Origin of the sequence: Humibacter sp. (genome assembly GCF_051954055.1) — a bacterium.
In the GTDB taxonomy this organism is placed as follows: domain Bacteria; phylum Actinomycetota; class Actinomycetes; order Actinomycetales; family Microbacteriaceae; genus Humibacter.
In genome coordinates this window covers 108,112-132,397 of the sequence record NZ_JBQCIE010000092.1, presented here as the reverse complement: position 1 = coordinate 132,397, position 24,286 = coordinate 108,112, and the positions used below count along the sequence as shown (strand labels likewise).

Below are 24,286 nucleotides of genomic sequence, written 5' to 3'. Positions count from 1 at the left end.
CGGCGCGGCATGACGACTGCAGCACCGGCGACTCGGACCGGTCGGCGGCCCTGGCTCCTGCCGACCCTCGCCGGGTATCGGCCGGCGAACCTCGGCTGGGATGTACTGGCCGGTCTGTCGGCCGGTGCTGTGGTCGTTCCACAGGCGATGGCCTATGCCACCATCGCCAATCTCCCGGTGCAGGTGGGCCTCTACACCTGCATGGTTCCGATGCTCGTATACGCCATGCTGGGCGGCTCGCGCGCGATGAGCGTCTCCACGACGTCCACGATCGCGACGCTCACCGCGACGACGCTCGTCTCCGCGGGGGTTGCCACCAGCGGCAAGGATCCGGTGGGGGACCTCGCCATGCTGACCCTGCTGGTCGGGGCCATCCTCACTCTCGCCCGGGTGTTCCGGCTGGGCGGGGCCGTCGAGGCGATCAACAAGTCCACGATCATCGGCGTCCAGATCGGGGTCGGCGCGACCGTCGCCGTCGGCCAGCTGCCGAAGCTGCTGGGCGAGTCGGACAACGTTACGGGGCACGGTTTCATCCGGTCGATCGTCGCGGTGGTGGGGGCGGTGCCGCACGCGAACCTTGCCACGGTCATCCTCTCGGCGTGCTCCATCGTGCTCCTCGTGCTGCTCAAGCGATTCGCGAAGCGCGTGCCGGGGCCGCTGATCGTCGTGGTCGCCGGCATCCTTCTCGCCGCCTTCACGCCGCTTCCGGATGTCGGTGTGCGGCTCATCGCGCACGTTCCGTTCGGCATCCCGCTGCCAGTTCTGCCGTCGTTCGGACACATCGTGCAACTCGTGCCGGGCGCGCTCGCGATCGCGATGATGGCGTTCCTCGAGTCGGCGGCGGTCGCCAGGGGCATCAGGGACCCTGGTGAGCCGCAGATCCATTCGAATCAGGAGCTTCTGGCCACGGCGGCGGCGAACGTGCTCGGGTCGTTCTTTCAGGCCATGCCGTCGGCCGGAGGATTCTCGCAGAGCGCCGTCAACAAGAGCGCGGGAGCTCGGTCGCAGATATCGGGGCTCGTCACTGTCGCCCTCGCCGTGCTCGTCGCGCTGCTGCTCGCCCCTGTGCTCAGCCTGCTGCCGGAGGCGACGCTGGCGTCACTGGTCTTCGTCGCCGTGATCGGACTGATCGACGTGCGGGCGCTGATCCGCCTGGCGAGGCTGAGCCGGGCCGACTTCTGGACAGCGGTCGTCACCGCGGCCCTCGGGCTGAGCGCCGGCCTCCTCGTCGCGGTCGCGGCCGGGGTACTGATCACGTTCGGGCTCGTCATCCGCGAGCTGAGCCGCGTGCGAGTGGCGGAGAAGGGTGAACGGCACGGGCGGCTCGCGCTCTCGGTGGACAGCAGCATGTACACGGCGAACATCCTCGAGACCGAGAACCGGGTCCTCGCGCTCGTCGACGCAGCGCGGCCGGTCGACGCGGTCGTGCTCGATCTCTGGCACATGCGAGTCACGTCCGCGACGGTGCTGGAGGGGCTGCAGGATCTGGACCGCGAGCTCGGCGGAACGGGCGTCGCACTTCTGCTGGCGAACGTTCAGCCGGGTGCGCGGACCCTGCTGGACAAGTCGGAGTGGTTCCGCGGGCTCGTCGCCGAGGGGCGGGTGTACGACTCAGCTGAAGCGGCGCTGGCCGGGGGTTCGTGAGCCTGCCGCGCGGCGGCTCAATCGCCCAGCAGCGTCAGGAACTCGTCGTGGATGGCGCCGTTGGTCGCTACCGCGCTGCCGTCCCAGAGGGCCGATGAACCGTCGGCTGCCGTGACGCGTCCACCGGCCTCCTCGACGATCGGGATCAGCGCTGCGATGTCGTACGGGTGCAGTCCGAACTCGGCGACCGCCTCGATGAGTCCCTCGGCGAGGAGCGTGTAGGCCCAGACATCCCCGTAGGCGCGGTCGCGCCACACGGTTCTGCTGAGCGCGACGAGTTGATCGAGGTGACCCGTCGCGTCCCATTGACGGATGCTCTGAATGCTGATCGACGCATCCGCCAGCTTGCGGATGCCCGACACCCGCAGCCTCGTCGGCTCGCCCTCGCCTTCACGTATCCATGCCCCGCCGCCCACGGCTGCCCACCACCGCTTGCCGACGCCGTCCGAACCGGCGAGTGCGGGGGAGCTGGCGACGCCGAGCACTGGCTCGCCGTCGGTGACGAGCGCGATCAGCGTGCCCCACATGGGCAGACCGCGTTCGTAGCTGTGCGTGCCGTCGATGGGGTCGACGATCCACAACCGGTGTGCGGCGCGAGGGTCGCCGCCGGCGCTGCCGTATTCCTCACCGAGGATCTCGTCGCTCCCTCGCTCGGTCTCGATCAACTCCCGGATGGCGCGCTCCACGGCCTGGTCGGCGTCCGTCACGTGCGTTCGGTCGGGCTTGGTCGTCACGTCCAGATCGTTGGCGCGGAACCGGGCGCCGGAGATGGCATCGGCCGCGTCGGCGAGGCGGAGGGCGAACTTCAGGTCGTCGTCGAGGTCGGGCACGTGCGAAAGCCTATCGACTTGCTCGGCGACGGAGGAGGTGGTGCGCCCCCAGGGACTTGAACCCTGAACCCACTGATTAAGAGTCAGTTGCTCTGCCGATTGAGCTAGAGGCGCATGGTGCGGCTTCCACGAGGACTGCCGAACCGAAGCACCACGATAGCATCGCGGACGGTTGGGTGCGAATCGATCCGGTGCCCGCGGAGCGCCGAACCTTACGCGGCAGACGCAGGGGGATCGGTGTCGACCCGCCCGGCGGCGTGCACCCGTTCGGCCGCAGTCAGCACTGCGGCGATGCTCGCCTTGAGAACTGAGCGATCCCGGCCGGCAGCCCACCGCGGCCCGTCGGCCCCGCGGAACTCGAGTATCGTGATCGCGTCGCTCGACGAACCCTCCGTGGTCGACATCTGGCTCAGCGAGAGCACATCGAGCTGGATGCCCCGCGCGGCCAGCGACTCGGTCAGTGCCTCCACCGGACCGACGCCGACATGCTCGGTCGCGTACTCGATGTCTTCGACCCGCAACCGGATACGCGTTCGCTCGGCGGTGCCCTTCGCGTCGTCGTCGCGCCCCTCACTGACGTCGAACTCCACCACCTCGATGCTGCGGACGCCGGATGCCGGCAGGTAGGCATCCTGGAACAGGCGCCACAGCTGCGCGGCCGTGACCTCCTCGCCCGTCGTGTCGGTATGGCGCTGAACGTGCCGCGCGAAGTCGATCTGCAGACGGCGGGGCAGCGAGAGCCCGTACTCGGTCTCGAGCAGGTAGGCGATTCCACCCTTGCCGGACTGCGAGTTGACGCGCACGACCGCGTCGTAGCTGCGTCCGATGTCGGCCGGATCGATCGGCAGGTACGGCACCCGCCAGTCGAGTTCGCGTTCCGCCACGCCGGTCTGCTGCGCCCGAGAACGGTGTTCCGCGAATCCCTTGCGGATAGCATCCTGGTGCGTGCCGCTGAAGGCGGTGTGCACGAGGTCGCCGACGTACGGATGCCGCTCGTGCACGGGCATCCGCGTGCAGTACTCCACGGTGCGGCGCACCTCGTCGATGTCGCTGAAGTCGATCATCGGATCGATGCCCTGTGCGTGCAGATTCAGCGCCAGCGTGGCGAGGTCGACGTTGCCGGTGCGCTCGCCGTTGCCGAACACGCATCCTTCGACGCGCTGCGCTCCGGCCAGCATGGCCAGCTCGGCGCACGCGATGCCCGTTCCCCTGTCGTTGTGCGGGTGAACCGACAGGATGACCGCGTCGCGCCTGGCCAGATTGCGGTGCATGTACTCGATCTGGTCGGCATACACGTTCGGCGTCGCCACCTCCACCGTCGCGGGCAGGTTCAGGATGACCGGGCGCTGCGGCGTCGCATCCCAGAACTGCGTCACCTCGTCGCACACCTCGAGCACGTAGTCCGGCTCGGTGAGGTTGAAGACCTCGGGAGAGAACTCGTAGCGCACGTGCTGCTCGTCGCCGGTCAGACGCAGGATGTCCGCAGCACCGCCGAGGATCACGCGCTTCAGTGCGTCCCGGTCGTGGCCGAGCACGACGTCGCGCCAGGTCGGCGCGGTGGCCGCGTACATGTGGATGACGACGGGGTTGCGGATGCCTCGCACCGACTCCACCGTGCGCTCGATCAGTTCGCGGCGGGCCGGGGTGAACACGACGATGGTGACGTCGTCCGGAGCGATCGGCGCGCCTGTTTCCGCCGTCTCGACGATGAGGCGCACGAAGTCGAAGTCCGTCTGCGATGCAGACGGGTAGCCGACCTCGATCTCCTTGTATCCCATCGCGACGAGCAGCTCGAAGAAGCGCCATTTACGAGCGGGGTCCATCGGCTCCGCGAGGGCCTGGTTGCCGTCGCGGAGGTCGACCGGTACCCAGAGGGGCGCTCGCTCGAGGCGTCCCGACGGCCAGCTGCGGTCGGCGAGGGGAACGGGGACCCGGTGGTAGACATCCGTGTACCTGTGGGACGGCATCTGAGAACGACGCTGCCGGTTCCACGAGGGCGAGCCGTCGGGAACGGGGCCCGAAGGCGTAGAGATGGTCGGAAAAGCGGTGCCGGACATGATCGGTGATCCTTCTTCTTCATGGTCTGATCGACCGGCACGCCGCGGCCTCCACGACGGGAGGCCGGTCGTCGATCAGGCCCCGCCGTGGCGGCGAAGAAGAAGGAGCCCGAAGCGAAGCATGCTCCGACGGTAGCAGCCGCTGCCTTCGGCGTCGAGCATGACCCTTGTAAGGGGGACGTCGCCGCGGCTAGGCTGGAGTGCGGTGGGTTTGTTAGGAAGATGTACTAACCCTGTCGGCCGCCTCATCTCGTGGCGTGCATCCGTGCGCGGCACCACCATGCAAGGGAGCATCAGATGAAACGATTGCCCGTTCTCGCCGGCGCCGGCCTGGCCGCAGCGCTTGCCGTGTTCGGTGCAGCAGCACCGGCATCCGCCACTGGATCTCAGGGTCCCGATCCGTGGCTGCCGACACCGCACTCGCAGACGATCGTGTACCCGGGCCTCCCGTTGCCGTCGCGCATCGCGGCGCCGTACATCGACGTCACGGCAGTGGGTGATCTTGCGGACCTGTCGCAGGCATCCGGTTCGCGGTTCCTCAGCCTCGCCTTCCTGCAGACCGAGGCGCCCGGCTCGTGCACGCCGTACTGGGCCGGTGACACGTCGAAGCCCGTGACACCGGATGTCTACGGCGCGCAGTTCGACCGCATCCGCGACCACGGCGGGGACGTCATCCCGTCGTTCGGGGGATACACCGCAGACACCACAAGCACCGACATCGCCGACAGCTGCACCGACGTGCACAACATCGCGCTCGCGTACGAGAACGTGTTCGCGGTCTACAAGGTGCACCGCATCGACCTGGATGTCGAGTCGGACTCGATCACGAACCAGGCGGGCGTCGACCGGCGCAATCAGGCGATCGCCGAGGTGGAGCAGTGGGGGAGAGCCCACCACTGGCCGGTCTCGTTCTCGTACACGCTGCCGACGTTCCCGACCGGGCTCGCGCCCAGCGGCGTTGCGGTGCTGCAGTCGGCGGCGAAGTACGGTGCGAAGATCGCCGACGTCAACGTGATGACGTTCGACTACTGGGACGGTGCAACGCACGACATGCTCGCGGATGCGGAGCAGGCGGCGACGGCGCTCACCGGTCAGCTGAAGCAGACGATCCTGCCGCACGCGTCCGCATGGCAGCTGTGGCACACGGTGGGCATCATCCAGATGATCGGAATCGACGACTACGGGCCGCAGGAGACCTTCACGCTCGACGAGGCGGCGCCCCTGGCCGCCTGGGCGAAGTCGCATGGCGTCCAGACCGTGAGCTTCTGGGCGCTGCAACGCGACAACGGCGGATGCCCGGGCGTGAAGGGCGCGAACTCCTGCGACGGTCTCGTGCAGCCCACCTGGGCGTTCAGCAACGCCTACGCGGCGTTCAATTCCTGGTTCTGACTCAGCCGGCCTGCACGCCGAGCAGGTGGCCGACGAGGTACGTTGCGGCGACGGCGATCGCTCCGAACAGCAGCTGCCGCAACGCACCTCGCCACCAGGCCTTGCCCGTGAAGTAGGCGGCGAACGCACCGGCGACCAGCAGGCCGACACCGCCGATCGCGAGGCCGAGCCACAGCTGGCCGAATCCGAACAGGAACGACAGCAGCGGAATGACCGCGCCGATCGAGAACATCACGAACGAGGAGACGGCGGCGATCCACGGCGACGGCTTGGCGTCGGGGTCGACGCCGAGCTCCTGGGTGACGTGCACACGCAAGGCGCGGTCGGGATTGTCGTGCACCTCCGCCGCGGCCCGGTGTGCCGTCGCCGCCGACATGCCCATCTCCTGGAACATGCCGGAGAGCTCGTACATCTCGCCCTCGGGGTTGCGGTCCAGCGCCTTGCGTTCGACCGCGGCTTCCTTGTCCACCTGTTCGTTCTGGGTGGTTACCGAGGTGTACTCGCCGAGCGCCATGGAGAAGGCCCCGGCGACGAGTCCGGCGAGACCGGTGAGGATGATCGTGCCGAGCGGGGCTCCGGCCGCACCGATGCCGGCGATCAGGGCGATGTTGGTGACGAGGCCGTCCATCGCGCCGAAGACCGCGGCGCGCAGCCAGCCGCCGGAGACATCCGAGTGCCGGTGGTCGTAGTCGTGCGGGTTCCGGAACGGCGGGATGAGCGGATCGGGCACCGCCCTACCCTAGTCGTCCGAGGCGTCCAGGGCGCGCGATGGACTGCCGCCGCCCACGAGCGACTCGCCGTGACCCTCGGCACGGGCGATGGCATCCGCCGCGCGAACAAGCGCGAGGTGCGAAAGCGCCTGAGGCGTGTTGCCGGCCTGACGGCCGGACGCGGTCGAGTACTCCTCGCTCAGCAGGCCGACGTCGTTCGCCACCGCACACATGCGCTTCATGAGCTCGTGCGCCTTCTCGAGCCGCCCGGAGCGCGCATACTGCTCCACGAGCCAGAACGAGCAGGCGACGAACGGGTACTCGCCCTGGGGGAGTCCGTCGAGATCCGTGCGTGAGCGGTATCGCAGCAGGAAGTCCCTGTGCAGGAGGTCGTTCTCGATCGCCTCGACGGTTCCGAGCATCCGCGGGTCGTCCGGTGCGATGAAACCCACCTGCGACAGCTGGAGAAGGGATGCATCCACCTCGGCGGTGTCGTAGTGCTGGGTGAACGTATTGCGTCGACGATCGAACCCTTTCCGCTCGATCTCCTTGCGCAGCGCGGCGCGTCGCTCGCGCCAGTCCTCGACGGGGCCCTCGAGGCCGAACTCCTCCGCACCGCGGATGGCGCGGTCGTACGCCGCCCACACCATGACGCGCGAGTGCGTGAAGTTGCGAGCCGGCCCGCGGATCTCCCAGATGCCCTGGTCCGCCCGGTGCGCCACGGCGTTCAGCCGGCCCATCAGAGCACGCTGCAGAGACCACGAGAAGTCGGTCTCCTTCATGCCGGAAAGGCGCGCGTCGTGCAGGGCGATCATGACCTCGCCGATCACATCCGCCTGGAACTGCTTGGCCGCCGCGTTCCCGATGCGCACGGGACTCGCCCCGTGATAGCCGGGGAGCGTGTCGATCACATACTCGGGGAGGAAGCGCTCACCACCGAGGCCGTACATGATCTGCACGTCGTCCGGGTCGCCGGCGAGCGCCCGCAGCAGCCAGGAGCGCCAGTGGTCGACCTCGTCGCGGTAGCCGTGCGCGAGTAGTGCGCTGATCGTCTGCGAGGCATCCCGCAGCCACACGTATCGGTAGTCCCAGTTGCGTGTGCCGCCGAACTCCTCGGGGAGCGAGGTGGTCGCGGCGGCGGCGACGCCACCTGTCTCGTCGTGCGTCAGTGCGCGCAGCACGAGCAGGGAACGGAGCACCTCGTCGGCGTACTGCCCGCGATGGGTGAACGTGGCAGCCCAGTCCGCCCACCACTTCTCGCTTTCCCTGATGCCCTTCGGCCCGTCGATCGGGTCGGGCAGCGGTTTGTGAGACGGATACCAGCCCATGGTGTGGTCGATCACCTCGCCCTCGCGCACGGTGAACGTCCCCTCGTGCGCGTGATCGGTGGGGTGCAGTTCGACACCTCGCATCACGAGCGCGTCCGGCCCGGCGGCGGCCAGCAGCGTGTGGTGCTCGTCGTGCAGTTGCCGAACCCATGGCACGGCGGCTGCGTAGCTGAATCGCATGCGCAGGTCGACGCGCATCTCGACCTCGCCCGACACACCGCGGATGCGGCGCACGAGGTTCGCACTGTGCGGTGTGCGCGGCATGGCGTCCACCACCTCAACCACGCCGTCGGCCGTCGTCCACGTGGTGACGAGCACGAACGACTCGCCCCGATAGTGACGCTCGTTGGTGGCCTCGGGGTCGGTCGGCGCCACCAGCCATCTGCCGTGATCCCGGGTGCCGAGCAGCGCACCGAAGACAGAGGGCGAGTCGTATCGCGGTAGGCAGAGCCAGTCGATGCTGCCGTCTCTTCCCACCAAGGCACCCGTGTAGCAATCGCTGATCAGTGCATAGTCCTCGATCGCCAATGCCACGCAAGTCATCATGGCAGGTAGCGTGAGGAACATGGCTGAGGCGGTGCGGACTCTTATCATCCTCGGGGCGGACGGCGACCTGACGTCGCGGCTCCTCCTTCCCGCGCTCGGCCAGCTGCTGACCGAGGAGGACAAGCGTCGCGTCACGCTCCTCGGCGCCGGCATGCACGACTGGGATGCGAAGCGCTGGCGCAGCGTCGTCGAGGCGTCGTTCGCGACGGTGGATGCCGAGGGTCCGGCGGTCGACGCGCTCCTGGACGGCACGGACTTCGTCTCCGGCGACGTCACCGACCCGGATCACCTTCGCGAGCTGCTCTCTCGCGCGGACGGCACGCCTGCGCTCTACTTCGCGCTGCCGCCCGCGGTGACGAAGGAGGTCTGCGCCGGCCTCGCCGAGATCGACCTGCCCGAGGGGCTCCGGCTCGCACTGGAGAAGCCGTTCGGCACCGACAAGCGGAGCGCCGCCGCGCTCAATCGCCGGCTGGCGAAGCTCGTGCCGGAGGACCAGGTGCATCGCATCGACCACTTCCTCGGCAACTCCACCGTGCAGAACCTGTTCGGGCTGAGGTTCTCCAACCGCATCTTCGAGCCACTCTGGAGATCTGAGCACATCGCCAGAGTCGACATCGTGTACGACGAGGGCCTGGGCCTGGAGGGTCGTGCAGGCTACTACGACCACGCCGGTGCCCTCGTCGACATGCTGCAGAGCCACCTGCTGCAGGTGCTGGCGGTCACGGCGATGGAGCCGCCTTCGACGATGAGCGCGGCGGACATCCGGGATGCCAAGGGCATCGTCATCCGCGCGACGCACGTATGGAACGACGACGCGATCGCGAACAGCCACCGCGGCCGGTATACGAAAGGGCGCGTCGACGGGCGAGAGCTCCGCTCGTATGTGGACGAGAACGGGGTCGACCCGGACCGCAACACCGAGACGCTCGCCCAGGTCACGTTCGGCATCGACACCTGGCGCTGGGCGGGAGTGCCCTTCACACTGCGCTCGGGGAAGGCGATCGGCCGGCAGCGGCACGAGATCGTGATCACGTTCCGCGACGCGCAGAGGGTGCCGAAGGGTCTGCGCGGAGCCGCGCATCCGACCAGGCTGCGCATCCGCCTCGGGCCCGATGTCATGCAACTCGAGCTCAACACCAACGGACCGGGCGACCCGCACTACCTCAGCCGGGCGTCGCTGGAAGCCGACTTCGGGCCGGGGAGTCTGCTGGCATACGGCGAGGTGCTCGCCGACCTGTTCGACGGGAACCCATCGCTGTCGGTACGCGGCGACACGGCCGAGGAGTGCTGGCGCATCGTCGCTCCCGTGCTGAGCGCATGGGGCGACGGCGAGGTGCCGCTCGAGGACTATCCGGCCGGATCGGACGGGCCCTCGGACTGGCCGGCCATCCCATGACGATCTCGAATCGGTGTCGGTGGTGACGCGCAGACTGTTCCCGTGCTGCTGAACGAGCTGGTCGTCACCGATGCCGCCGTCGGGGCGACGCGGTCCCGCCTGGCCAAGGTGGATGCTTTCGCCGCGCTCCTTTCGAAGCTCGATCGCGACGAGGTGGCGCCCGGCGTCGGTCTGCTCATCGGTTCCCCCGTGCAGGGCCGGCTCGGCGTCGGGTGGCGTTCCATGTCCTCGGCCACCACACCGCCGGCGACGGATCCGACGCTGACCGTAGTGGAGGTGCACGCGCTCCTCGACCGGCTCGCCGCAACGGAGGGTGCGGGATCTGCGACGGCGCGCGCGGGGGTGCTGGCTGAGCTCCTGGGTCGCGCCACGGAGGCGGAGCAGCGCTTCCTGGTGCGGGCCATGTTGGGCGAGATGCGTACGGGGGCGCTCGAGGGTGTGCTCGTCGACGCGATAGCGCGCGCGGCCGACGTCCCCGGCGAGGTCGTGCGGCGCGCCGTGATGCTGTCCGGAAGCCTCGGCGACACCGCCGTGCTTGCCCTCTTCGGCGGAGCGGATGCCCTGGCAGGCGTGAGGCTGACCGTCGGACGACCGTTGCGGCCCATGCTCGCCGCCTCCGCCGCCACCGTTGCGAATGCGCTCGCCGAGACGGGGGAGGCATCGGTGGAGTACAAGCTCGACGGTGCGCGCATCCAGGTGCATCGTCGGGGCGACGAGGTGCGCGTCTTCACGCGGAGCCTCGCCGATGTCACACATCGTCTGCCCGAGGTCGTGGATGCCGTCCGGCGTCTGCCGCTCAACGACGCCATCTTCGACGGGGAGACCCTCACGCTCGACGAGGAGGGAGCGCCGCGCCCGTTCCAGCAGACCATGTCGCGCTTCGGAGCGGAGGCCTCGCGAGAGGCGCTTCTCAGCCCGTGGTTCTTCGACCTGCTGCACCTGGATGGTCGTGACCTCATCGACGAGCCGCTATCGGTCCGTCGTAGTGTTCTGGGCGAAATCGCCCCGCATCTCCTCATCCCCGGTGTGATCACGAGCGATCCGGATGCCGGTGAGGCGTTCTCGAGGGAAGCGCTGGCGAAGGGTCACGAGGGCGTCGTCGTGAAGGCGATCGACTCGACCTACACGGCGGGGCGACGCGGTTCCGGGTGGATCAAGGTGAAGCCGGTGCACACCTACGACCTCGTCGTGCTGGCGTGCGAATGGGGCTCCGGGCGGCGACACGGATGGCTGTCCAACCTGCACCTCGGTGCCTACGACCCGACGGGGGAGTTCGGCGAGACTGGCGGGTTCGTCATGGTCGGCAAGACGTTCAAGGGCCTGACGGACGAGCTGTTGCGCTGGCAGACCGAGCGGTTCCAGCAGCTCGAGGTGAGGCGCACGCCGGGCACGGTGTGGGTGGACCCGGTCACCGTGGTCGAGATCGCGATCGACGGCGTGCAGACATCCTCTCGCTACCCGGGTGGCATCGCCCTGCGGTTTGCGCGCGTCAAACGGTACCGCGACGACAAGACGGCGGCAGAAGCCGACACCATCCAGACGCTGAGGTCGTTGCTGCGCGGCTGAGCGCGGCGGTCAACTCGAGTGGGCGGGGTCAGGCCCTGCTCAACTGCAGGGCGATGGAGTCCGTGACCGGCTTCTTCAGGTCGGTCCACACGGTGATGGGCGCCGGCTCCCACTGCAGAGCGATGGCGTCTTCGTCGAGTACGGCCTCCTCGTCGCCCTGCGGCTCGTCGTGCCGGTGAGCCGGGCCGTGCTCCGAGTCGTCGCCCTCGGGCCGCTCGCTCGCGGCGATGACCGCAGGGAGGGCATCCGCCTCGTCCTCGGATGCCGGTGACATCGCGAGTCGGCCGGCTTCCTGCGCGACCGCGACAACGACCTCGTCGCGGTCGACGTCGGCGTGCACGGCGGAGCGACCCAGGACGGCCCCCTCTTCCACGTGCACAGCCGACCGCAGTGCGACGGCGCCCTCACGGGTGGCGACGGTGAGCTGTTCACCGGCCTCGAGCTGAAGCTGTGCACTCTGGAGCGCGCTCGTCACATCCAGGGCGACCTGATGAGCGAGCACGGTGCGGAAGAGATCGTCGGTGTCCTCCGGGGTGCGCCTGCGCACGACCCACTCGCCACCTTCGCCGATCGCTGCGGCGATCCGCGTGTGCACGAGCTCGAAGATCTGCTCCTCGGCGAGGCGGGGGAGAGGAGTCGAGGTCGCGGCGACCTCGACGGTGGGGGCCACCGCTTGAGCAGCGTGCCTCCGACGACCGAACATGACCGACTTCTCCCTCGTGTGGTGCGCGTTTCCAACCCCCGCACGAGACAGTCTGACGGATGCTCGGCTCTGCCCGGTCTGGACACGCCGCCGCCCGCCAGTGTCGGCCTCAGAGTCCTATCGCCGGCTCTCGAGCTCCTTCGAATGGTCGTGCACGCTCGTCACCACCACGGCGAGCGAGAGCGCCCAACTCGCCCACGCCAGCAGCACCCGCCAGTCTCGCGGTCCGTTGCGCGTGGTCTGGATGACCGACACGACTCCCAGCGCCGTGCTCACGACGCCCCAGTTCAGCAGGTACTTGCGCATCGAATCCCCTCACGTTCGGCCGACTATTCCGGCCTAGCCTGCCGCCGTCCGCACTGTCAACGGCTCGCGGCGTCTCCGACGCGATCCATGCGCCGCCTGGTAACGTGCTGGGGGCCGACCAGGCTTTCAATCAGGAGGCACTCATTCTTCCGACGCCCGCTCACGACGAGTCCGAATCCGGCGGCGGGGGAGCCGCGGCAAACGGGTCGTCGAAGCCTAAGCGCGATTCTGAGTCCGCCAAGCGGTCTCGCGCATTCGACCTCGTGATCGTCTCCAACCGGCTCCCGGTTGACCACGTCTCCGGCGAGGGCGAAGACGCCGTCTGGAGGCCATCGCCCGGTGGGCTGGTCGCGGCGCTCGAGCCGATGATGAAGCGCGAGGACGGCGTCTGGATCGGCTGGGTGGGAATCGCCGACGCCGAGTTCGAGCCGTTCGAGGCGGACGGCATCGACATCAAGCCCGTCGCGCTCAGCGCTCAGGACGTCGAGTACTACTACGAAGGCTTCTCGAACGACACTCTGTGGCCGCTGTATCACGACGTGATCGCGCCGCCCAGCTTTCACCGCGAGTGGTGGGAGGCGTACGTGCAGGTGAACCGCCGGTTCGCGGATGCCGCGCTCGAATCGGCGGCCCCCGGTGCTGTCGTGTGGGTGCACGACTACCAGTTGCAGCTGGTTCCGAAGATGCTGCGGGACGCCCGACCTGACCTCGTCATCGGATTCTTCGATCACATTCCATTCCCGGCATATGGCATCTACGCCCAGCTGCCGTGGCGCAAGCAGGTTGTCGAGGGACTGCTCGGCGCCGACGTGATCGGGTTCCAGCGGCTGGGCGATGCGGGCAACTTCGCCCGTGCGGTGCGACGGCTGCTCGGGTACGAGACCCGGGGAGCGGTGATCGAGGTGCCGCTCGACCATGACGAGGGCGTCGGCCACCGGCACGTGAAGACGAACCGGCGCGGCGCCCGTGTGCGCACCGTGCTGGCCAAGCAGTTCCCGATCTCCATCGACGCACAGCGCTACCAGGATCTCGCGTCGCAGCCGGACATCCAGGCGAGAGCGCGTCAGATCCGCGAGGAGCTGGGCAACCCGACCACGATCATGCTGGGCGTCGACCGGCTCGACTACACGAAGGGCATCGGGCATCGCCTGAAGGCGTACGGCGAGCTGCTGCGCGACCAGTCGATCGACGTCGAGGACGTGACGCTGGTGCAGGTCGCGAGTCCCTCCCGGGAGCGCGTCGAGACGTACAAGCAGCTCCGCGACGAGGTGGAGCTCACGGTCAGTCGCATCAACGGCGACTATTCCACGATCAGCCACACCGCGATCAGCTACCTGCACCAGGGGTATCCGCGCGAGGAGATGGTCGCGCTCTACCTCGCGGCCGACGTCATGCTCGTCACCGCACTGCGCGACGGCATGAACCTGGTGGCCAAGGAGTACGTCGCCAGCCGCATCGACAACGACGGCGTGCTCGTGCTGAGCGAGTTCACCGGTGCCTCCGACGAGATGAAGCAGGCGCTGCTCGTGAATCCGCACGACATCGAAGGGCTGAAGAACGCCATGGTTCGCGCGATCGAGATGCCCAAACGGGAGCGCTCGCGCCGCATGCGCGCCCTGCGCAAACGCGTGCTCACGCACGACGTGCAGCGCTGGTCAGCGACCTTCTTCGACGCGCTGACCCACGTCACCAACGAGGACGACTTCGGCGCGCACGAGGCGGCGCATAACCCGCAGACCGCGCGGTCGGTGCCCGGCTCGGAGGGACCGGCGGAGTCGTGAGCGGCGAGGCTTCGCGGCCCACCGGCCGGGTCGACGTCGACGAGAGCCTGCCGGAAGCGATCGAACGGCTGGCCTCGACACAACGCCTTCTCGTCGCGCTCGACTTCGACGGCACCGTCAGCCCACTCGTCGACAACCCGCGGGACTCTCGGGTGCTGCCTGCCGCGCGGGCCGCGCTGCACGAGCTCGAGAGGATGCCCGACACGTGGATCGCTTTCGTCTCCGGCCGCCCGCTCGCCGGCCTGGTTCGGGTGACCGAGGCCGACGACGAGGCTCTGCTGATCGCCTCGCACGGCGTGGAGGTGCGGCTCACCGGCGGAGCGGTGGACGTCGGCCTCACCGACGAGGAACGCGGGAAGCTCGACGCACTGGCCGTCGAGCTCGAGGGCATCGTTGCTGCGACGCCGGGTTCCAAGCTCGAGCGCAAGCCGGTAGGACTCGGCCTGCACACCAGAGGCGTGCGCGCCGAGGAGGCACGCGCGGCTGATCGGGCAGCGCTGGAGGCCGCGTCGTCTCTGGGAGGCGGGTTCCTCGAGCGCGCGGGCAAAGACATCCTCGAGTTCGCGGTACGGGACGCGACGAAGGGCGACGGCGTCGAGCGGCTGAGGGAGCACGTTCGCGCGACCGCCGTGCTCTATGCGGGCGACGACGTCACCGACGAGGACGCGTTCGCCGCGCTGCATCCCGGCGATGTCGGCGTCAAGGTGGGGCCTGGCGAGACCCAGGCTGGCCATCGCGTGAGCGACCCGGACGCCGTCGCCGCTCTGCTCGCCGAGCTGGCGGCGGCACGAGCCCCGCGCTGGTAGTGCAGGCACCAGGATCCGGTGCCTGGCGGCATCCCTTACAGTCCTAAACTCGACTTCATGCCTGAGATCGACATGAAGCCGCGCAGCCGCGTGGTCACCGACGGGATCGAAGCCACCACGAGTCGTGGAATGCTTCGCGCAGTCGGCATGGGCGACGAGGACTGGGACAAGCCGCAGATCGGCATCGCCAGTTCCTGGAACGAGATCACACCGTGCAACCTCTCGCTCGACCGCCTGGCGCAGGCGGCGAAGGAGGGCGTGCACTCCGGCGGCGGCTATCCGCTCGAATTCGGAACCGTCTCGGTCTCCGACGGCATCTCCATGGGCCACGAGGGCATGCACTTCTCGCTGGTCTCCCGGGAGGTCATCTGCGACTCCGTCGAGACCGTCATGATGGCGGAGCGCCTCGACGGCTCCGTACTGCTGGCCGGATGCGACAAGTCGATCCCCGGCATGCTCATGGCGGCGGCGCGACTCGACCTGGCCTCCGTCTTCCTCTACGCGGGCTCGATCGCTCCCGGCTGGGTCAAGCTCAGCGACGGGACCGAGAAGGATGTCACCATCATCGACTCCTTCGAAGCCGTCGGCGCCTGCAAGGCGGGCACCATGAGCCTCGACGACCTCAAGCGCATCGAGTGCGCCATCGCACCTGGCGAGGGCGCGTGCGGCGGCATGTACACCGCGAACACGATGGCGTCGGTCGCCGAGGCGCTCGGCATGAGCTACCCGGGATCGGCCGCTCCGCCATCGGCCGACCGCAGGCGCGACTACTACGCGCACCGCTCGGGCGAGGCCGTCGTGAACATGCTGCGACTCGGGCTGACCGCGCGCGACATCCTGACCAAAGAGGCGTTCGAGAACGCGATCACCGTCGCCATGGCGCTCGGCGGTTCCACGAACGTCGTGCTGCACCTCCTCGCCATCGCGCGTGAGGCGGAGGTGGAGCTCACGCTCGACGACTTCAACCGCATCGGCGACCGGGTGCCGCACATCGCCGACATGAAGCCGTTCGGCAAGTACGTGATGAACGACGTCGACCGGCACGGCGGCATCCCGGTGCTCATGAAGGCACTGCTCGACGCCGGCCTGCTGCACGGCGACTGCATCACCGTGACCGGCAAGACGATCGCCGAGAACCTCGCCGAGATCGACCCGGCGCCGCTGGACGGCGAGGTGCTGCACACGCTCGACGACCCGCTGCATCCCACTGGCGGCCTCACCATCCTGAAGGGCACGTTCGCCCCGGATGGTGCCGTGGTCAAGACCGCGGGATTCGACGCCACGGTGTTCGAAGGACCCGCCCGAGTGTTCGAGCGCGAGCGCGAGGCGATGGACGCCCTGACCAACGGTGCGATCGACCATGGCGACGTCGTGGTGATCCGCTATGAGGGCCCGAAGGGCGGTCCTGGGATGCGCGAGATGCTCGCGATCACCGCGGCCATCAAGGGCGCAGGGCTCGGAAAAGATGTACTACTCTTGACAGACGGTCGATTCTCAGGCGGCACAACCGGCTTGTGCATCGGCCACATAGCACCCGAAGCAGTGGACGGTGGTCCCATTGCCTTCGTGCGCGATGGTGATCTGATACGGGTCGATATCGCGGCTCGCTCTCTCGACCTACTTGTCGACGAGTCCGAGCTGGCCGCCCGCCGTGAAGGCTGGGCGCCCCTTCCTCCGCGCTATACCCGTGGCGTTCTCGCGAAGTACTCCAAGCTCGTGCACTCGGCCGCCGAGGGCGCGATCACGGGGTAGTCCTCGCGTTCTCGTTCAGTTCCTCCCTTCGACGCATCTCAAGGAAATCGTCCCCCATGACAACGGAACCTCGAGCCGTGCCGACTTCGGCAGCGCGTGCTGCCGGGGCCGACGGTTCTCCCCGCAAATCAACCAATTCACACCGGCCGGATCTCATCACCGGGTCGGCCGCCATTCTGCGTTCGCTCGCCCACCTCGGCGTCAAGGATGTCTTCGGCATCCCGGGCGGCGCCGTCATCCCGTTCTACGACGAGCTCATGGCGCAGGATGCCATCAGGCACATCCTCGTGCGCCACGAGCAGGGTGCGGGGCACGCGGCGGAGGGCTACGCCAGCGCAGGACGCCGGGTCGGCGTCGCCATCGCCACCTCGGGTCCCGGTGCGACCAACCTCGTCACGGCCATCGCGGACGCGCACATGGATTCCGTTCCGACCCTGTTCATCACGGGCCAGGTGTTCTCCACCTCGATGGGAACGGATGCCTTCCAGGAGGCCGACATCGTCGGCATCACGATGCCGATCACCAAGCACTCGTTCCTGGTCAAGCGCGCCGAGGACATCCCGGCGACGATCGCGGCCGCGTATCACATCGCCTCCACCGGACGTCCCGGCCCCGTGCTCGTGGACATCACGAAGGACGCCCAGCAGAACCTCATGGAGTTCTCCTGGCCCCCCGTGGTCGACCTGCCCGGCTACCGTCCTGTGACGAAGGCGCACGGCAAGCAGGTGCACGCCGCTGCACGGCTTCTCGCGGAGGCGAGCCGGCCGGTGCTGTACGTCGGCGGCGGTGTCGTGCGCGCTGAGGCATCCGATGAGCTTGCAGTGCTGGCGGAGGCGACCGGTGCTCCCGTGGTGACCACGCTGATGGCCAGGGGTGCGTTCCCCGACTCAAACAAGCAGCACCTCGGCATGCCCGGCATGCACGGCACCGTCGCGGCGGTGCTCGCGCTTCAGGATGCCGACCTCATCGTCTCGCTCGGCGCGCGGTTCGACGACCGCGTGACGGGCAAGGTGTCGGAGTTCGCTCCGCACGCGAAGATCGTGCATGTCGACGTCGACCCGGCCGAGATCTCCAAGATCCGGCACGCCGACGTTCCGATCGTCGGCGATGCCAAGGACGTCATCGCCGACCTGATTTCCGCCTACGAGCACGAGGTCGCCACGGTCGGCAAGCCCGACCTGAGCGACTGGTGGGCCAAGCTCGATGGGCTGCGCACGCAGTTCCCCCTCGGCTACGCGCCCACCAGTGACGGCCTCCTCGCGCCGGAGGGGATCATCCAGCGCATCGGCGAGCTGACCGGCCCGGAGGGCGTCTACGTCGCCGGCGTCGGGCAGCACCAGATGTGGACCGCGCAGTTCATCAAGTACGAGCGTCCGAACGCTTTCCTCAACTCCGGGGGCGCCGGAACCATGGGCTACGCCGTGCCGGCGGCGATGGGTGCGAAGGTGTCGCAGCCGGACCGCGTGGTGTGGGCGATCGATGGCGACGGATGCTTCCAGATGACCAATCAGGAGCTCGCCACCTGCACGATCAACGACATCCCGATCAAGGTCGCGATCATCAACAACTCCTCGCTCGGCATGGTGCGCCAGTGGCAGACGCTGTTCTACGACGGTCGTCACTCGTTCACGGACCTGGACACGGGGCACGAGACGCGGATGATCCCCGACTTCCTCAAGCTCGCTGAGGCCTACGGGGCCCTGGGCATCCGGGTCACGAAAGAGGAGGAGATCGACGACGCCATCAAGCTGGCGCTGGAGACGAACGACCGGCCGGTCGTCATCGACTTCATCGTGAGCCGCGACGCCATGGTGTGGCCGATGGTGCCGCAGGGCGTCAGCAACTCCAACGTGCAGTACGCGAAGGACCACGCACCGACCTGGGGAGAGGAGTAGGCCATGTCGACACACGTGCTGTCGTTGCTCGTCGAAGACAAGGCGGGTCTGCTCACCAGGGTCGCCGGGTTGTTCTCCCGGCGCGGGTTCAACATCTCCTCGCTCGCCGTGGGCGTCAGCGAGGTGCCCGGCCTTTCACGCATCACCGTGGTGGTGGATGTCGAGGATGCCCCGCTCGAGCAGGTCACCAAGCAGCTGAACAAGCTGATCAACGTGATCAAGATCGTGGAGCTCGACCCCGACCAGTCTGTGCAGCGCGAGCACCTTCTCATCAAGGTGCGCGTCGACCACACCACGAGGTCGCAGGTGCTGGAGGCCGTGAACCTGTTCCGCGCCCGCGTCGTCGACGTCGCCACCGACGCCCTCGTGATCGAGGTCACCGGCGACACCGGCAAGACCGAGGCGCTCCTTCGGGTGCTCGAGCCGTACGGCATCAAGGAGATGGCGCAGTCCGGACTCCTCGCGATCGGCCGCGGCTCGAAGTCCATCACCGACCGCGTCTTCAAGAATTGACGGCGTAGCCGTCAAGGTCGAGTAGCGCGCAGCGCGCGTATCGAGACCCGGACCATCTGAATACTTTCGAAAACAAGGAGAGAAAACACATCCATGGCTGAGATCTATTACGACAACGACGCCGACCTGACGATCATCCAGGGCAAGAAGGTGCTCGTGATCGGCTACGGGTCGCAGGGCCACGCCCACGCGCAGAACCTGCGTGACTCGGGCGTCGAGGTGCGCATCGGTCTGCAGGAGGGCTCGAAGTCCACCCAGCGTGCCCAGGAGGCCGGCTTCCAGGTGGTCACGCCCGCCGAGGGCACCACGTGGGCCGACGTGATCGTCATCCTCGCGCCAGACCAGGTGCAGCGCCACCTGTACGCGAACGACGTCGCACCGAACATCAGCGACGGCAAGGCGCTGGTCTTCGGCCACGGCTTCAACATCCGCTTCGGCTACATCCAGGCGCCCGAGGGCGTCGACGTCATCATGGTCGCCCCGAAGGGACCGGGTCACACCGTGCGCCGCGAGTACGTCGCGGGGCGCGGGGTTCCCGTGATCGTCGCCGTCGAGAACGACGCGACCGGCAACGCCTGGCCGCTCGCCCTGAGCTACGCCAAGGGCATCGGCGGACTGCGCGCCGGCGGCATCAAGACCACGTTCACCGAGGAGACCGAGACCGACCTGTTCGGCGAGCAGGCGGTGCTCTGCGGTGGCGTGTCGCACTTGATCCAGGCCGGATTCGAGACGCTCACCGCTGCCGGCTACCAGCCGGAGATCGCCTACTTCGAGGTGCTCCACGAGATGAAGCTCATCGTGGACCTCATCTGGGAGGGCGGCATCTCCAAGATGCGCTGGAGCGTCTCCGACACGGCGGAGTACGGCGACTACGTCTCCGGGCCGCGCGTCATCGACGACGGCACGAAGGAGCGCATGAAGGGCATCCTTGACGACATCCAGTCGGGGGCGTTCGCGGAGCGCTTCATCGGTGACCAGGACGCCGGCGCTCCCGAATTCCTCAAGCTCCGCAAGGAGGGCGAGGACCACCCGATCGAGTCAACCGGACGCGAGCTCCGCAAGCTCTTCGCGTGGAACTCGTCCGACGACGATGACTACGTCGACGGCGAGGTCGCCCGCTAGGACACCCACCGCCGGTTGAGTAGCGCCGAAGGCGCGTATCGAAACCTGCCTCTGCGCGGGACGAGTTTCGATACGACCGCTTCGCGGTCTACTCAACCGGCGGTGTTTTGCGCAGACGAGCAAGTACGCGAAGTTCACCTGTTCGTCCCTTGTTCGGGGGCGTGGGGCTGTGGTCGCATAGGGTCCCATGAGCGAATCCACACACAGTCACGAGGCGTCCCACTACAACGAGCCCACGCCGCGGTGGTGCTCCTGCGCGGTGCCGGACGAAGTCGAGGCGCAGCGCAACGAAGCGCGCCGCCACCGCATCAGCCGACGCGGCCTGATCACTGGAGCATCCGCGGCCGGTGTGCTCGCCGCGGCCGGCTGGCCGGGCGCCGCACAGGCGGCGCAGCCCGACCACGGAGGACCGGGCGGGAACGGCAAGAACGTGACCATCACGATCATGGGCACGTCGGACATCCACAGCAACGCAATCAACTGGGACTACTACAAAGACGCGGCGTTCAGCGACGCGGCAGGCGACGTGGTCGGCCTCGCGCGCGTGTCGAGCCTCGTGAACCAGATCAGGGCGGACCGCGGCCGCGACCACACGCTGCTCTTCGACGCGGGCGACATCATCCAGGGCACGCCGCTCGGCTTCTACTACGCCACCGTCGAGCCGACCACGAAGACCGGCGCGATTCATCCGATGGCCCTGCAAATGAACGCGATCGGCTACGACGCCGTCGTTCTCGGCAACCACGAGTTCAACTACGGTCTCGACTTCCTCGACCACTGGATCTCGCAGATGCAGGCGCCGGTGCTCGCGGCCAACGCCGTGCATCCGGGCACGAAGATCCCTAAGTACAAGCCGTACGTCGTCAAGACGATGAAGTTCAAGGGGATGCCGCCGCTGCGAGTCGGCGTGCTGGGCCTGACGAACCCGGGAATCGTCATCTGGGACAAGGCGAACGTCAGCGGGAAGCTCGACGTGCTCGACGTCGTCGAGACGGCGAAGAGCTGGGTGCCGCGCATGCGCCGTGACGGCGCCGACATCGTCGTCGTGAGCGTGCACGCCGGCGACAGCGGGCTCTCGTCGTACAGCGGCGACATCCCGGTGGAGAACGCCGCAGCGATGCTCGCGGAGCAGGTCCCCGGCGTGGACGCCATCCTGTTCGGACACGCGCACATCGACGTGCCGCAGCGCTTCGTCACCAACAAGACCACGGGCGAGCAGGTCGTGATGAGCGAGCCGAAGTGCTGGGGCGAACGGTTGAGCGTCTTCGACCTGTCGCTCTCGTTCGAGCGGGGCCGATGGACGGTGAACTCGAAGTCGGCGATCACCGTCAACACGAACACCGTCGTTGACGACCCGAAGCTCGTCGCTGTGGTGAAGTCGGAGCACGACGCCGTCGTCGCGTACGTGAACACGGCGGTCGCGACATCCACCGAGGCCATGTCAGCGGCGGAGGCCTGCTGGAAGGACACGGCGATTTTGGACTACATCAACGTGGTGCAGACCGCCAAGGTGACCGAGGCGATCGCGGGCACGTCCTACGCGTCGCTGCCGGTCGTGTCGATCGCCGCCCCGTTCAACCGGGCGGCGACGTTCCCTGCGGGATCGGTGACCATCAAGGATGTGGCAGGGCTCTACATCTACGACAACACGCTGCTCGGGTCCGTGCTGACCGGCGCCCAGATCAAGGACTACCTCGAGTACTCGGCGCGCTACTACCAGCAGGTCGCCGTCGGCGCACCGGTCGACCCGGCGTCGTGGACCAACAACCACAACCTGCCCGACTACAACTACGACCAGTTCTCCGGCGTCGTCTACGACATCGACATCTCACAGCCGGAGGGCTCGCGCATCAGCGGGCTGTCGTACAACGGTGCACCGGTTGCCGACGACCAGCAGTTCGTGGTCGCCGTGAACAACTACCGCCAGTCGGGCGGCGGAGGGTTCCCGCACATCGCGGATGCCCCGGTCGTGTACAACGCGCAGGTCGCCATCCGAGAGGCGATCGTCGCCTACGCCACGGCTCAGGGTACCATCGACCCTGCACAGTTCCACGTGGAGAACTGGCGGCTCGTGCGCAGCGGGACGCCGGTCTTCTGATCGTCGGCCGCGACATCCGACGGCCATACTGAGGGCATGAGACGCATCGGCGCGCCCGAGATCGAGATCGCGGTTCAAGACCTCGATGGTGTTCGGATCGCGCTCGATGAGGGCGCGGATCGCGTGGAGCTCTGCAGCGCGCTCGGGGTGGGTGGCCTCACCCCGAGCGCGGGCCTCATCGAGTGCGCGGCCGCGCTCAGTCGCGACCGTGGCCGCCCCGACTTCGTTCACGTGCTGATCCGCCCGCGCAGCGGCGGGTTCTTCTACTCCGTCGACGAACTCGACGTGATGCTGCGCGACATCCGCCAGGCCAGGGAGCTCGGCGCGGGAGGCGTCGTGGTGGGCCTCCTCGACAAGCACGGCAGGGTGGATGTCTCGTCGACGGCCGCCCTGGTCAGTGCCGCGGGCCCCTTGCCGGTCACTTACCATCGCGCCATCGATGTGGCGAAGGATGCGTCGTCGGCAGTACAGGCGCTGGCCGCGGTCGGCGTGCGCCGCATCCTCACCTCCGGCACAGCGAGGCACGCGATCGACGGGCTGCCGATGCTGCGCTCGCTCGTGGAACACGCGGCCGGTGCCGTGCAGATCATGGCCGGAGGAGGCGTGACGGCCGAACAGCTGCCGGTGCTCGCCGACACCGGCCTCGACGCCGTTCACCTCTCAGCGCGGATGACGGTCACCGGTCAGGCGAGCGGGCCGGGCGGCGGGCATCCCGAGTACGACACGACGGATGCCGACGCGGTGCGCGCGGTACTGCGCGCGCGGCAGGCACTTGCTGCGTCGGCCGATTGAGCCGGACTCCGGGACTACCTGCTCGCACCCTCGACCACGACCCCACCGTCCAGGGCCGTGAAGCCCTCGCGCCATGACGGGAACCGCGGCGTCCAGCCGCGCTGACGGGCGAGGGCGTTCGACACTGCGCGACCGTGCGGCAGGTCCGCCGGGATCGGTGGGGGAGTCGTGCCGAGGGATGCGGCGAGCACGGGCATCCACTCCTCCGCGCGTGCCGGGTCGTCGTCGACGATGTTGACCACGCCACGGGGCCAGCCGAGCGCGAGCACGGTGGCGGCCGCCGCATCCGCGACCTGCACGAAGCTTCCGACCTCGGCCATCGGGGCAAGAGCGCGCTGAAGCGTGGCGGCGGAACCCGCGGCGCGCGAACTGCGCCAGGTTCCCGGCCCGTAGAACTGGCCGAATCGCAGAACAACACCCTCAGGCAACTCGAGCACGGCGCTCTCGAGCTCCCCGACCCCTGGTGTCACCACCTTTCGGAACGGCTCGCTCTCGGTGGCGAGCGTGTCGCCGTCCGGCACGACCCAGCTGATGCTCTGCGCCACCATCCGCTGCACCCCGTGCCGCTTCGCAGCGTCGACGAGGATGCTCGTGCCCTCGATCCTGATCCTGGAGTTGGCGGCCAGATCGTAGTCGGAGAGGTCGGTGAGCTGATGGATGACAGCATCCGGGCGCGCGGCTCCGAACGCGTCCTCGACGGAGTCGGGCGCGTAGACATCCATTACGAGCGGATGTCCGCCACCGGCCTCGATCACGCCTGCCTTGCCTGCGGACCGGCTGGTCGCCCACACCGCGTGTCCGGCCGCGACGAGAGCGGGTGTGAGCTGTCGTCCGATAGCACCGGCGCCGCCGGCAAGGAGGATGCGCATGGAGGTCCCTTCACAATTCGTCATGTTCCGTAGAAAGGCTACGAGCGCGAGGGCTTCGGCACCGGTCCAATTCCGGCGCAGCAGGGCGGGCCGTTCCGCGTCGCTGCGCGGCGGACCGGGTGCTCATGTGCGCGTTGGCGCACCTCGCGCCCATTAGTGTTGAGGTGACTTGCGCCCCGATGG

Annotated in this window: 19 protein-coding genes and 1 tRNA gene; 12 read left to right on the top strand and 8 right to left on the bottom strand. The window is 68.2% G+C overall.

Annotated features, from left to right (window positions below):
* The first annotated feature begins 9 nt into the window (after positions 1-9).
* The gene (locus ACTHNC_RS10490) at positions 10-1,644 is read left to right on the top strand and encodes a SulP family inorganic anion transporter (RefSeq protein WP_440294541.1); all 1,635 of its coding nucleotides are present in this window, start codon (positions 10-12) and stop codon (positions 1,642-1,644) included.
* A 17-nt stretch (positions 1,645-1,661) separates the two neighbouring features.
* On the opposite strand, the gene ACTHNC_RS10485 is transcribed toward ACTHNC_RS10490, so the two are convergent.
* From ACTHNC_RS10485 to ACTHNC_RS10475, 3 genes are all read right to left on the bottom strand, one after another.
* Complete coding sequence (locus tag ACTHNC_RS10485) at positions 1,662-2,474, bottom strand: inositol monophosphatase family protein (RefSeq protein ID WP_440294540.1); 813 nt, start codon at positions 2,472-2,474, stop codon at positions 1,662-1,664.
* Positions 2,475-2,512: 38 nt separating this feature from the next.
* Positions 2,513-2,588 (bottom strand) — tRNA-Lys (locus tag ACTHNC_RS10480).
* A 98-nt stretch (positions 2,589-2,686) separates the two neighbouring features.
* Complete coding sequence (locus tag ACTHNC_RS10475; RefSeq protein ID WP_440294539.1) at positions 2,687-4,441, bottom strand: 2-isopropylmalate synthase; 1,755 nt, start codon at positions 4,439-4,441, stop codon at positions 2,687-2,689.
* Between the two features lie 387 nt (positions 4,442-4,828).
* Here ACTHNC_RS10475 and ACTHNC_RS10470 point away from each other — a divergent pair, with 387 nt between their 5' ends.
* Positions 4,829-5,920, top strand: a complete 1,092-nt coding sequence (locus ACTHNC_RS10470) for a chitinase (protein WP_440294538.1) — start codon at positions 4,829-4,831, stop codon at positions 5,918-5,920.
* 1 nt (position 5,921) lies between these two features.
* On the opposite strand, the gene ACTHNC_RS10465 is transcribed toward ACTHNC_RS10470, so the two are convergent.
* Both ACTHNC_RS10465 and ACTHNC_RS10460 read right to left on the bottom strand, forming a co-directional pair.
* The gene (locus ACTHNC_RS10465; RefSeq protein WP_440294537.1) at positions 5,922-6,650 is read right to left on the bottom strand and encodes a VIT1/CCC1 transporter family protein; all 729 of its coding nucleotides are present in this window, start codon (positions 6,648-6,650) and stop codon (positions 5,922-5,924) included.
* A 9-nt stretch (positions 6,651-6,659) separates the two neighbouring features.
* Positions 6,660-8,501 (bottom strand): glycoside hydrolase family 15 protein, encoded by a 1,842-nt coding sequence (locus tag ACTHNC_RS10460; RefSeq protein WP_440294710.1) that lies wholly within the window; start codon positions 8,499-8,501, stop codon positions 6,660-6,662.
* A gap of 22 nt (positions 8,502-8,523) precedes the next feature.
* On the opposite strand from ACTHNC_RS10460, the gene ACTHNC_RS10455 reads away from it, so the two are divergent.
* Complete coding sequence (locus tag ACTHNC_RS10455; RefSeq protein ID WP_440294536.1) at positions 8,524-9,900, top strand: glucose-6-phosphate dehydrogenase; 1,377 nt, start codon at positions 8,524-8,526, stop codon at positions 9,898-9,900.
* A 42-nt stretch (positions 9,901-9,942) separates the two neighbouring features.
* Positions 9,943-11,466, top strand: a complete 1,524-nt coding sequence (locus tag ACTHNC_RS10450) for an ATP-dependent DNA ligase (RefSeq protein ID WP_440294535.1) — start codon at positions 9,943-9,945, stop codon at positions 11,464-11,466.
* A gap of 28 nt (positions 11,467-11,494) precedes the next feature.
* On the opposite strand, the gene ACTHNC_RS10445 is transcribed toward ACTHNC_RS10450, so the two are convergent.
* A complete protein-coding gene (locus tag ACTHNC_RS10445) occupies positions 11,495-12,136 on the bottom strand; it encodes a hypothetical protein (RefSeq protein ID WP_440294534.1) in 642 nt (213 codons plus the stop codon).
* 150 nt (positions 12,137-12,286) lie between these two features.
* A complete protein-coding gene (locus ACTHNC_RS10440) occupies positions 12,287-12,475 on the bottom strand; it encodes a hypothetical protein (RefSeq protein WP_440294533.1) in 189 nt (62 codons plus the stop codon).
* Between the two features lie 263 nt (positions 12,476-12,738).
* Here ACTHNC_RS10440 and otsA point away from each other — a divergent pair, with 263 nt between their 5' ends.
* From otsA to ACTHNC_RS10400, 8 genes are all read left to right on the top strand, one after another.
* The gene (gene otsA, locus ACTHNC_RS10435; RefSeq protein WP_440294709.1) at positions 12,739-14,256 is read left to right on the top strand and encodes an alpha,alpha-trehalose-phosphate synthase (UDP-forming); all 1,518 of its coding nucleotides are present in this window, start codon (positions 12,739-12,741) and stop codon (positions 14,254-14,256) included.
* Positions 14,253-15,062 carry a trehalose-phosphatase gene (gene otsB, locus ACTHNC_RS10430; RefSeq protein ID WP_440294532.1) on the top strand — a complete coding sequence of 270 codons (810 nt, stop codon included), beginning with the start codon at positions 14,253-14,255 and terminating at the stop codon, positions 15,060-15,062. Before otsA ends, otsB begins: the two co-directional genes overlap by 4 nt.
* Before the next feature lie 57 nt (positions 15,063-15,119).
* Positions 15,120-16,814 carry a dihydroxy-acid dehydratase gene (ilvD, locus tag ACTHNC_RS10425; protein ID WP_440294531.1) on the top strand — a complete coding sequence of 565 codons (1,695 nt, stop codon included), beginning with the start codon at positions 15,120-15,122 and terminating at the stop codon, positions 16,812-16,814.
* Between the two features lie 56 nt (positions 16,815-16,870).
* Entirely contained in the window at positions 16,871-18,709 is a 1,839-nt protein-coding gene (locus ACTHNC_RS10420) for an acetolactate synthase large subunit (protein WP_440294530.1), read from the top strand.
* A gap of 3 nt (positions 18,710-18,712) precedes the next feature.
* Positions 18,713-19,222, top strand: coding sequence for an acetolactate synthase small subunit (ilvN, locus tag ACTHNC_RS10415; protein ID WP_170024247.1), 510 nt, complete (start codon positions 18,713-18,715; stop codon positions 19,220-19,222).
* A gap of 93 nt (positions 19,223-19,315) precedes the next feature.
* Positions 19,316-20,344 carry a ketol-acid reductoisomerase gene (gene ilvC, locus ACTHNC_RS10410; protein ID WP_440294529.1) on the top strand — a complete coding sequence of 343 codons (1,029 nt, stop codon included), beginning with the start codon at positions 19,316-19,318 and terminating at the stop codon, positions 20,342-20,344.
* Positions 20,345-20,531: 187 nt separating this feature from the next.
* On the top strand, positions 20,532-22,442 hold the full coding sequence (locus ACTHNC_RS10405; RefSeq protein WP_440294528.1) for a 5'-nucleotidase C-terminal domain-containing protein: 1,911 nt from the start codon (positions 20,532-20,534) through the stop codon (positions 22,440-22,442).
* A gap of 36 nt (positions 22,443-22,478) precedes the next feature.
* Complete coding sequence (locus ACTHNC_RS10400; protein WP_440294527.1) at positions 22,479-23,234, top strand: copper homeostasis protein CutC; 756 nt, start codon at positions 22,479-22,481, stop codon at positions 23,232-23,234.
* Positions 23,235-23,248: 14 nt separating this feature from the next.
* Here the strand turns inward: ACTHNC_RS10400 and ACTHNC_RS10395 are convergent, their stop codons facing one another.
* Entirely contained in the window at positions 23,249-24,103 is an 855-nt protein-coding gene (locus ACTHNC_RS10395) for an NAD-dependent epimerase/dehydratase family protein (protein ID WP_440294526.1), read from the bottom strand.
* Between the last annotated feature and the right edge of the window lie 183 nt (positions 24,104-24,286).

Bases quoted from the DNA above. Each gene is read 5' to 3' on its own strand.
- ACTHNC_RS10470 (WP_440294538.1), top strand. From the start codon at position 4,829: ATGAAACGATTGCCCGTTCTCGCCGGCGCCGGCCTGGCCGCAGCGCTT.
- ACTHNC_RS10420 (WP_440294530.1), top strand. From the start codon at position 16,871: ATGACAACGGAACCTCGAGCCGTGCCGACTTCGGCAGCGCGTGCTGCC.
- ACTHNC_RS10475 (WP_440294539.1), bottom strand. From the start codon at position 4,441: ATGCCGTCCCACAGGTACACGGATGTCTACCACCGGGTCCCCGTTCCC.
- ACTHNC_RS10455 (WP_440294536.1), top strand. From the start codon at position 8,524: ATGGCTGAGGCGGTGCGGACTCTTATCATCCTCGGGGCGGACGGCGAC.
- ACTHNC_RS10395 (WP_440294526.1), bottom strand. From the start codon at position 24,103: ATGCGCATCCTCCTTGCCGGCGGCGCCGGTGCTATCGGACGACAGCTC.
- ilvC (WP_440294529.1), top strand. From the start codon at position 19,316: ATGGCTGAGATCTATTACGACAACGACGCCGACCTGACGATCATCCAG.
- ACTHNC_RS10460 (WP_440294710.1), bottom strand. From the start codon at position 8,501: ATGACTTGCGTGGCATTGGCGATCGAGGACTATGCACTGATCAGCGAT.
- ACTHNC_RS10400 (WP_440294527.1), top strand. From the start codon at position 22,479: ATGAGACGCATCGGCGCGCCCGAGATCGAGATCGCGGTTCAAGACCTC.
- ilvN (WP_170024247.1), top strand. From the start codon at position 18,713: ATGTCGACACACGTGCTGTCGTTGCTCGTCGAAGACAAGGCGGGTCTG.
- ACTHNC_RS10440 (WP_440294533.1), bottom strand. From the start codon at position 12,475: ATGCGCAAGTACCTGCTGAACTGGGGCGTCGTGAGCACGGCGCTGGGA.
- ilvD (WP_440294531.1), top strand. From the start codon at position 15,120: ATGCCTGAGATCGACATGAAGCCGCGCAGCCGCGTGGTCACCGACGGG.
- ACTHNC_RS10490 (WP_440294541.1), top strand. From the start codon at position 10: ATGACGACTGCAGCACCGGCGACTCGGACCGGTCGGCGGCCCTGGCTC.
- ACTHNC_RS10405 (WP_440294528.1), top strand. From the start codon at position 20,532: ATGAGCGAATCCACACACAGTCACGAGGCGTCCCACTACAACGAGCCC.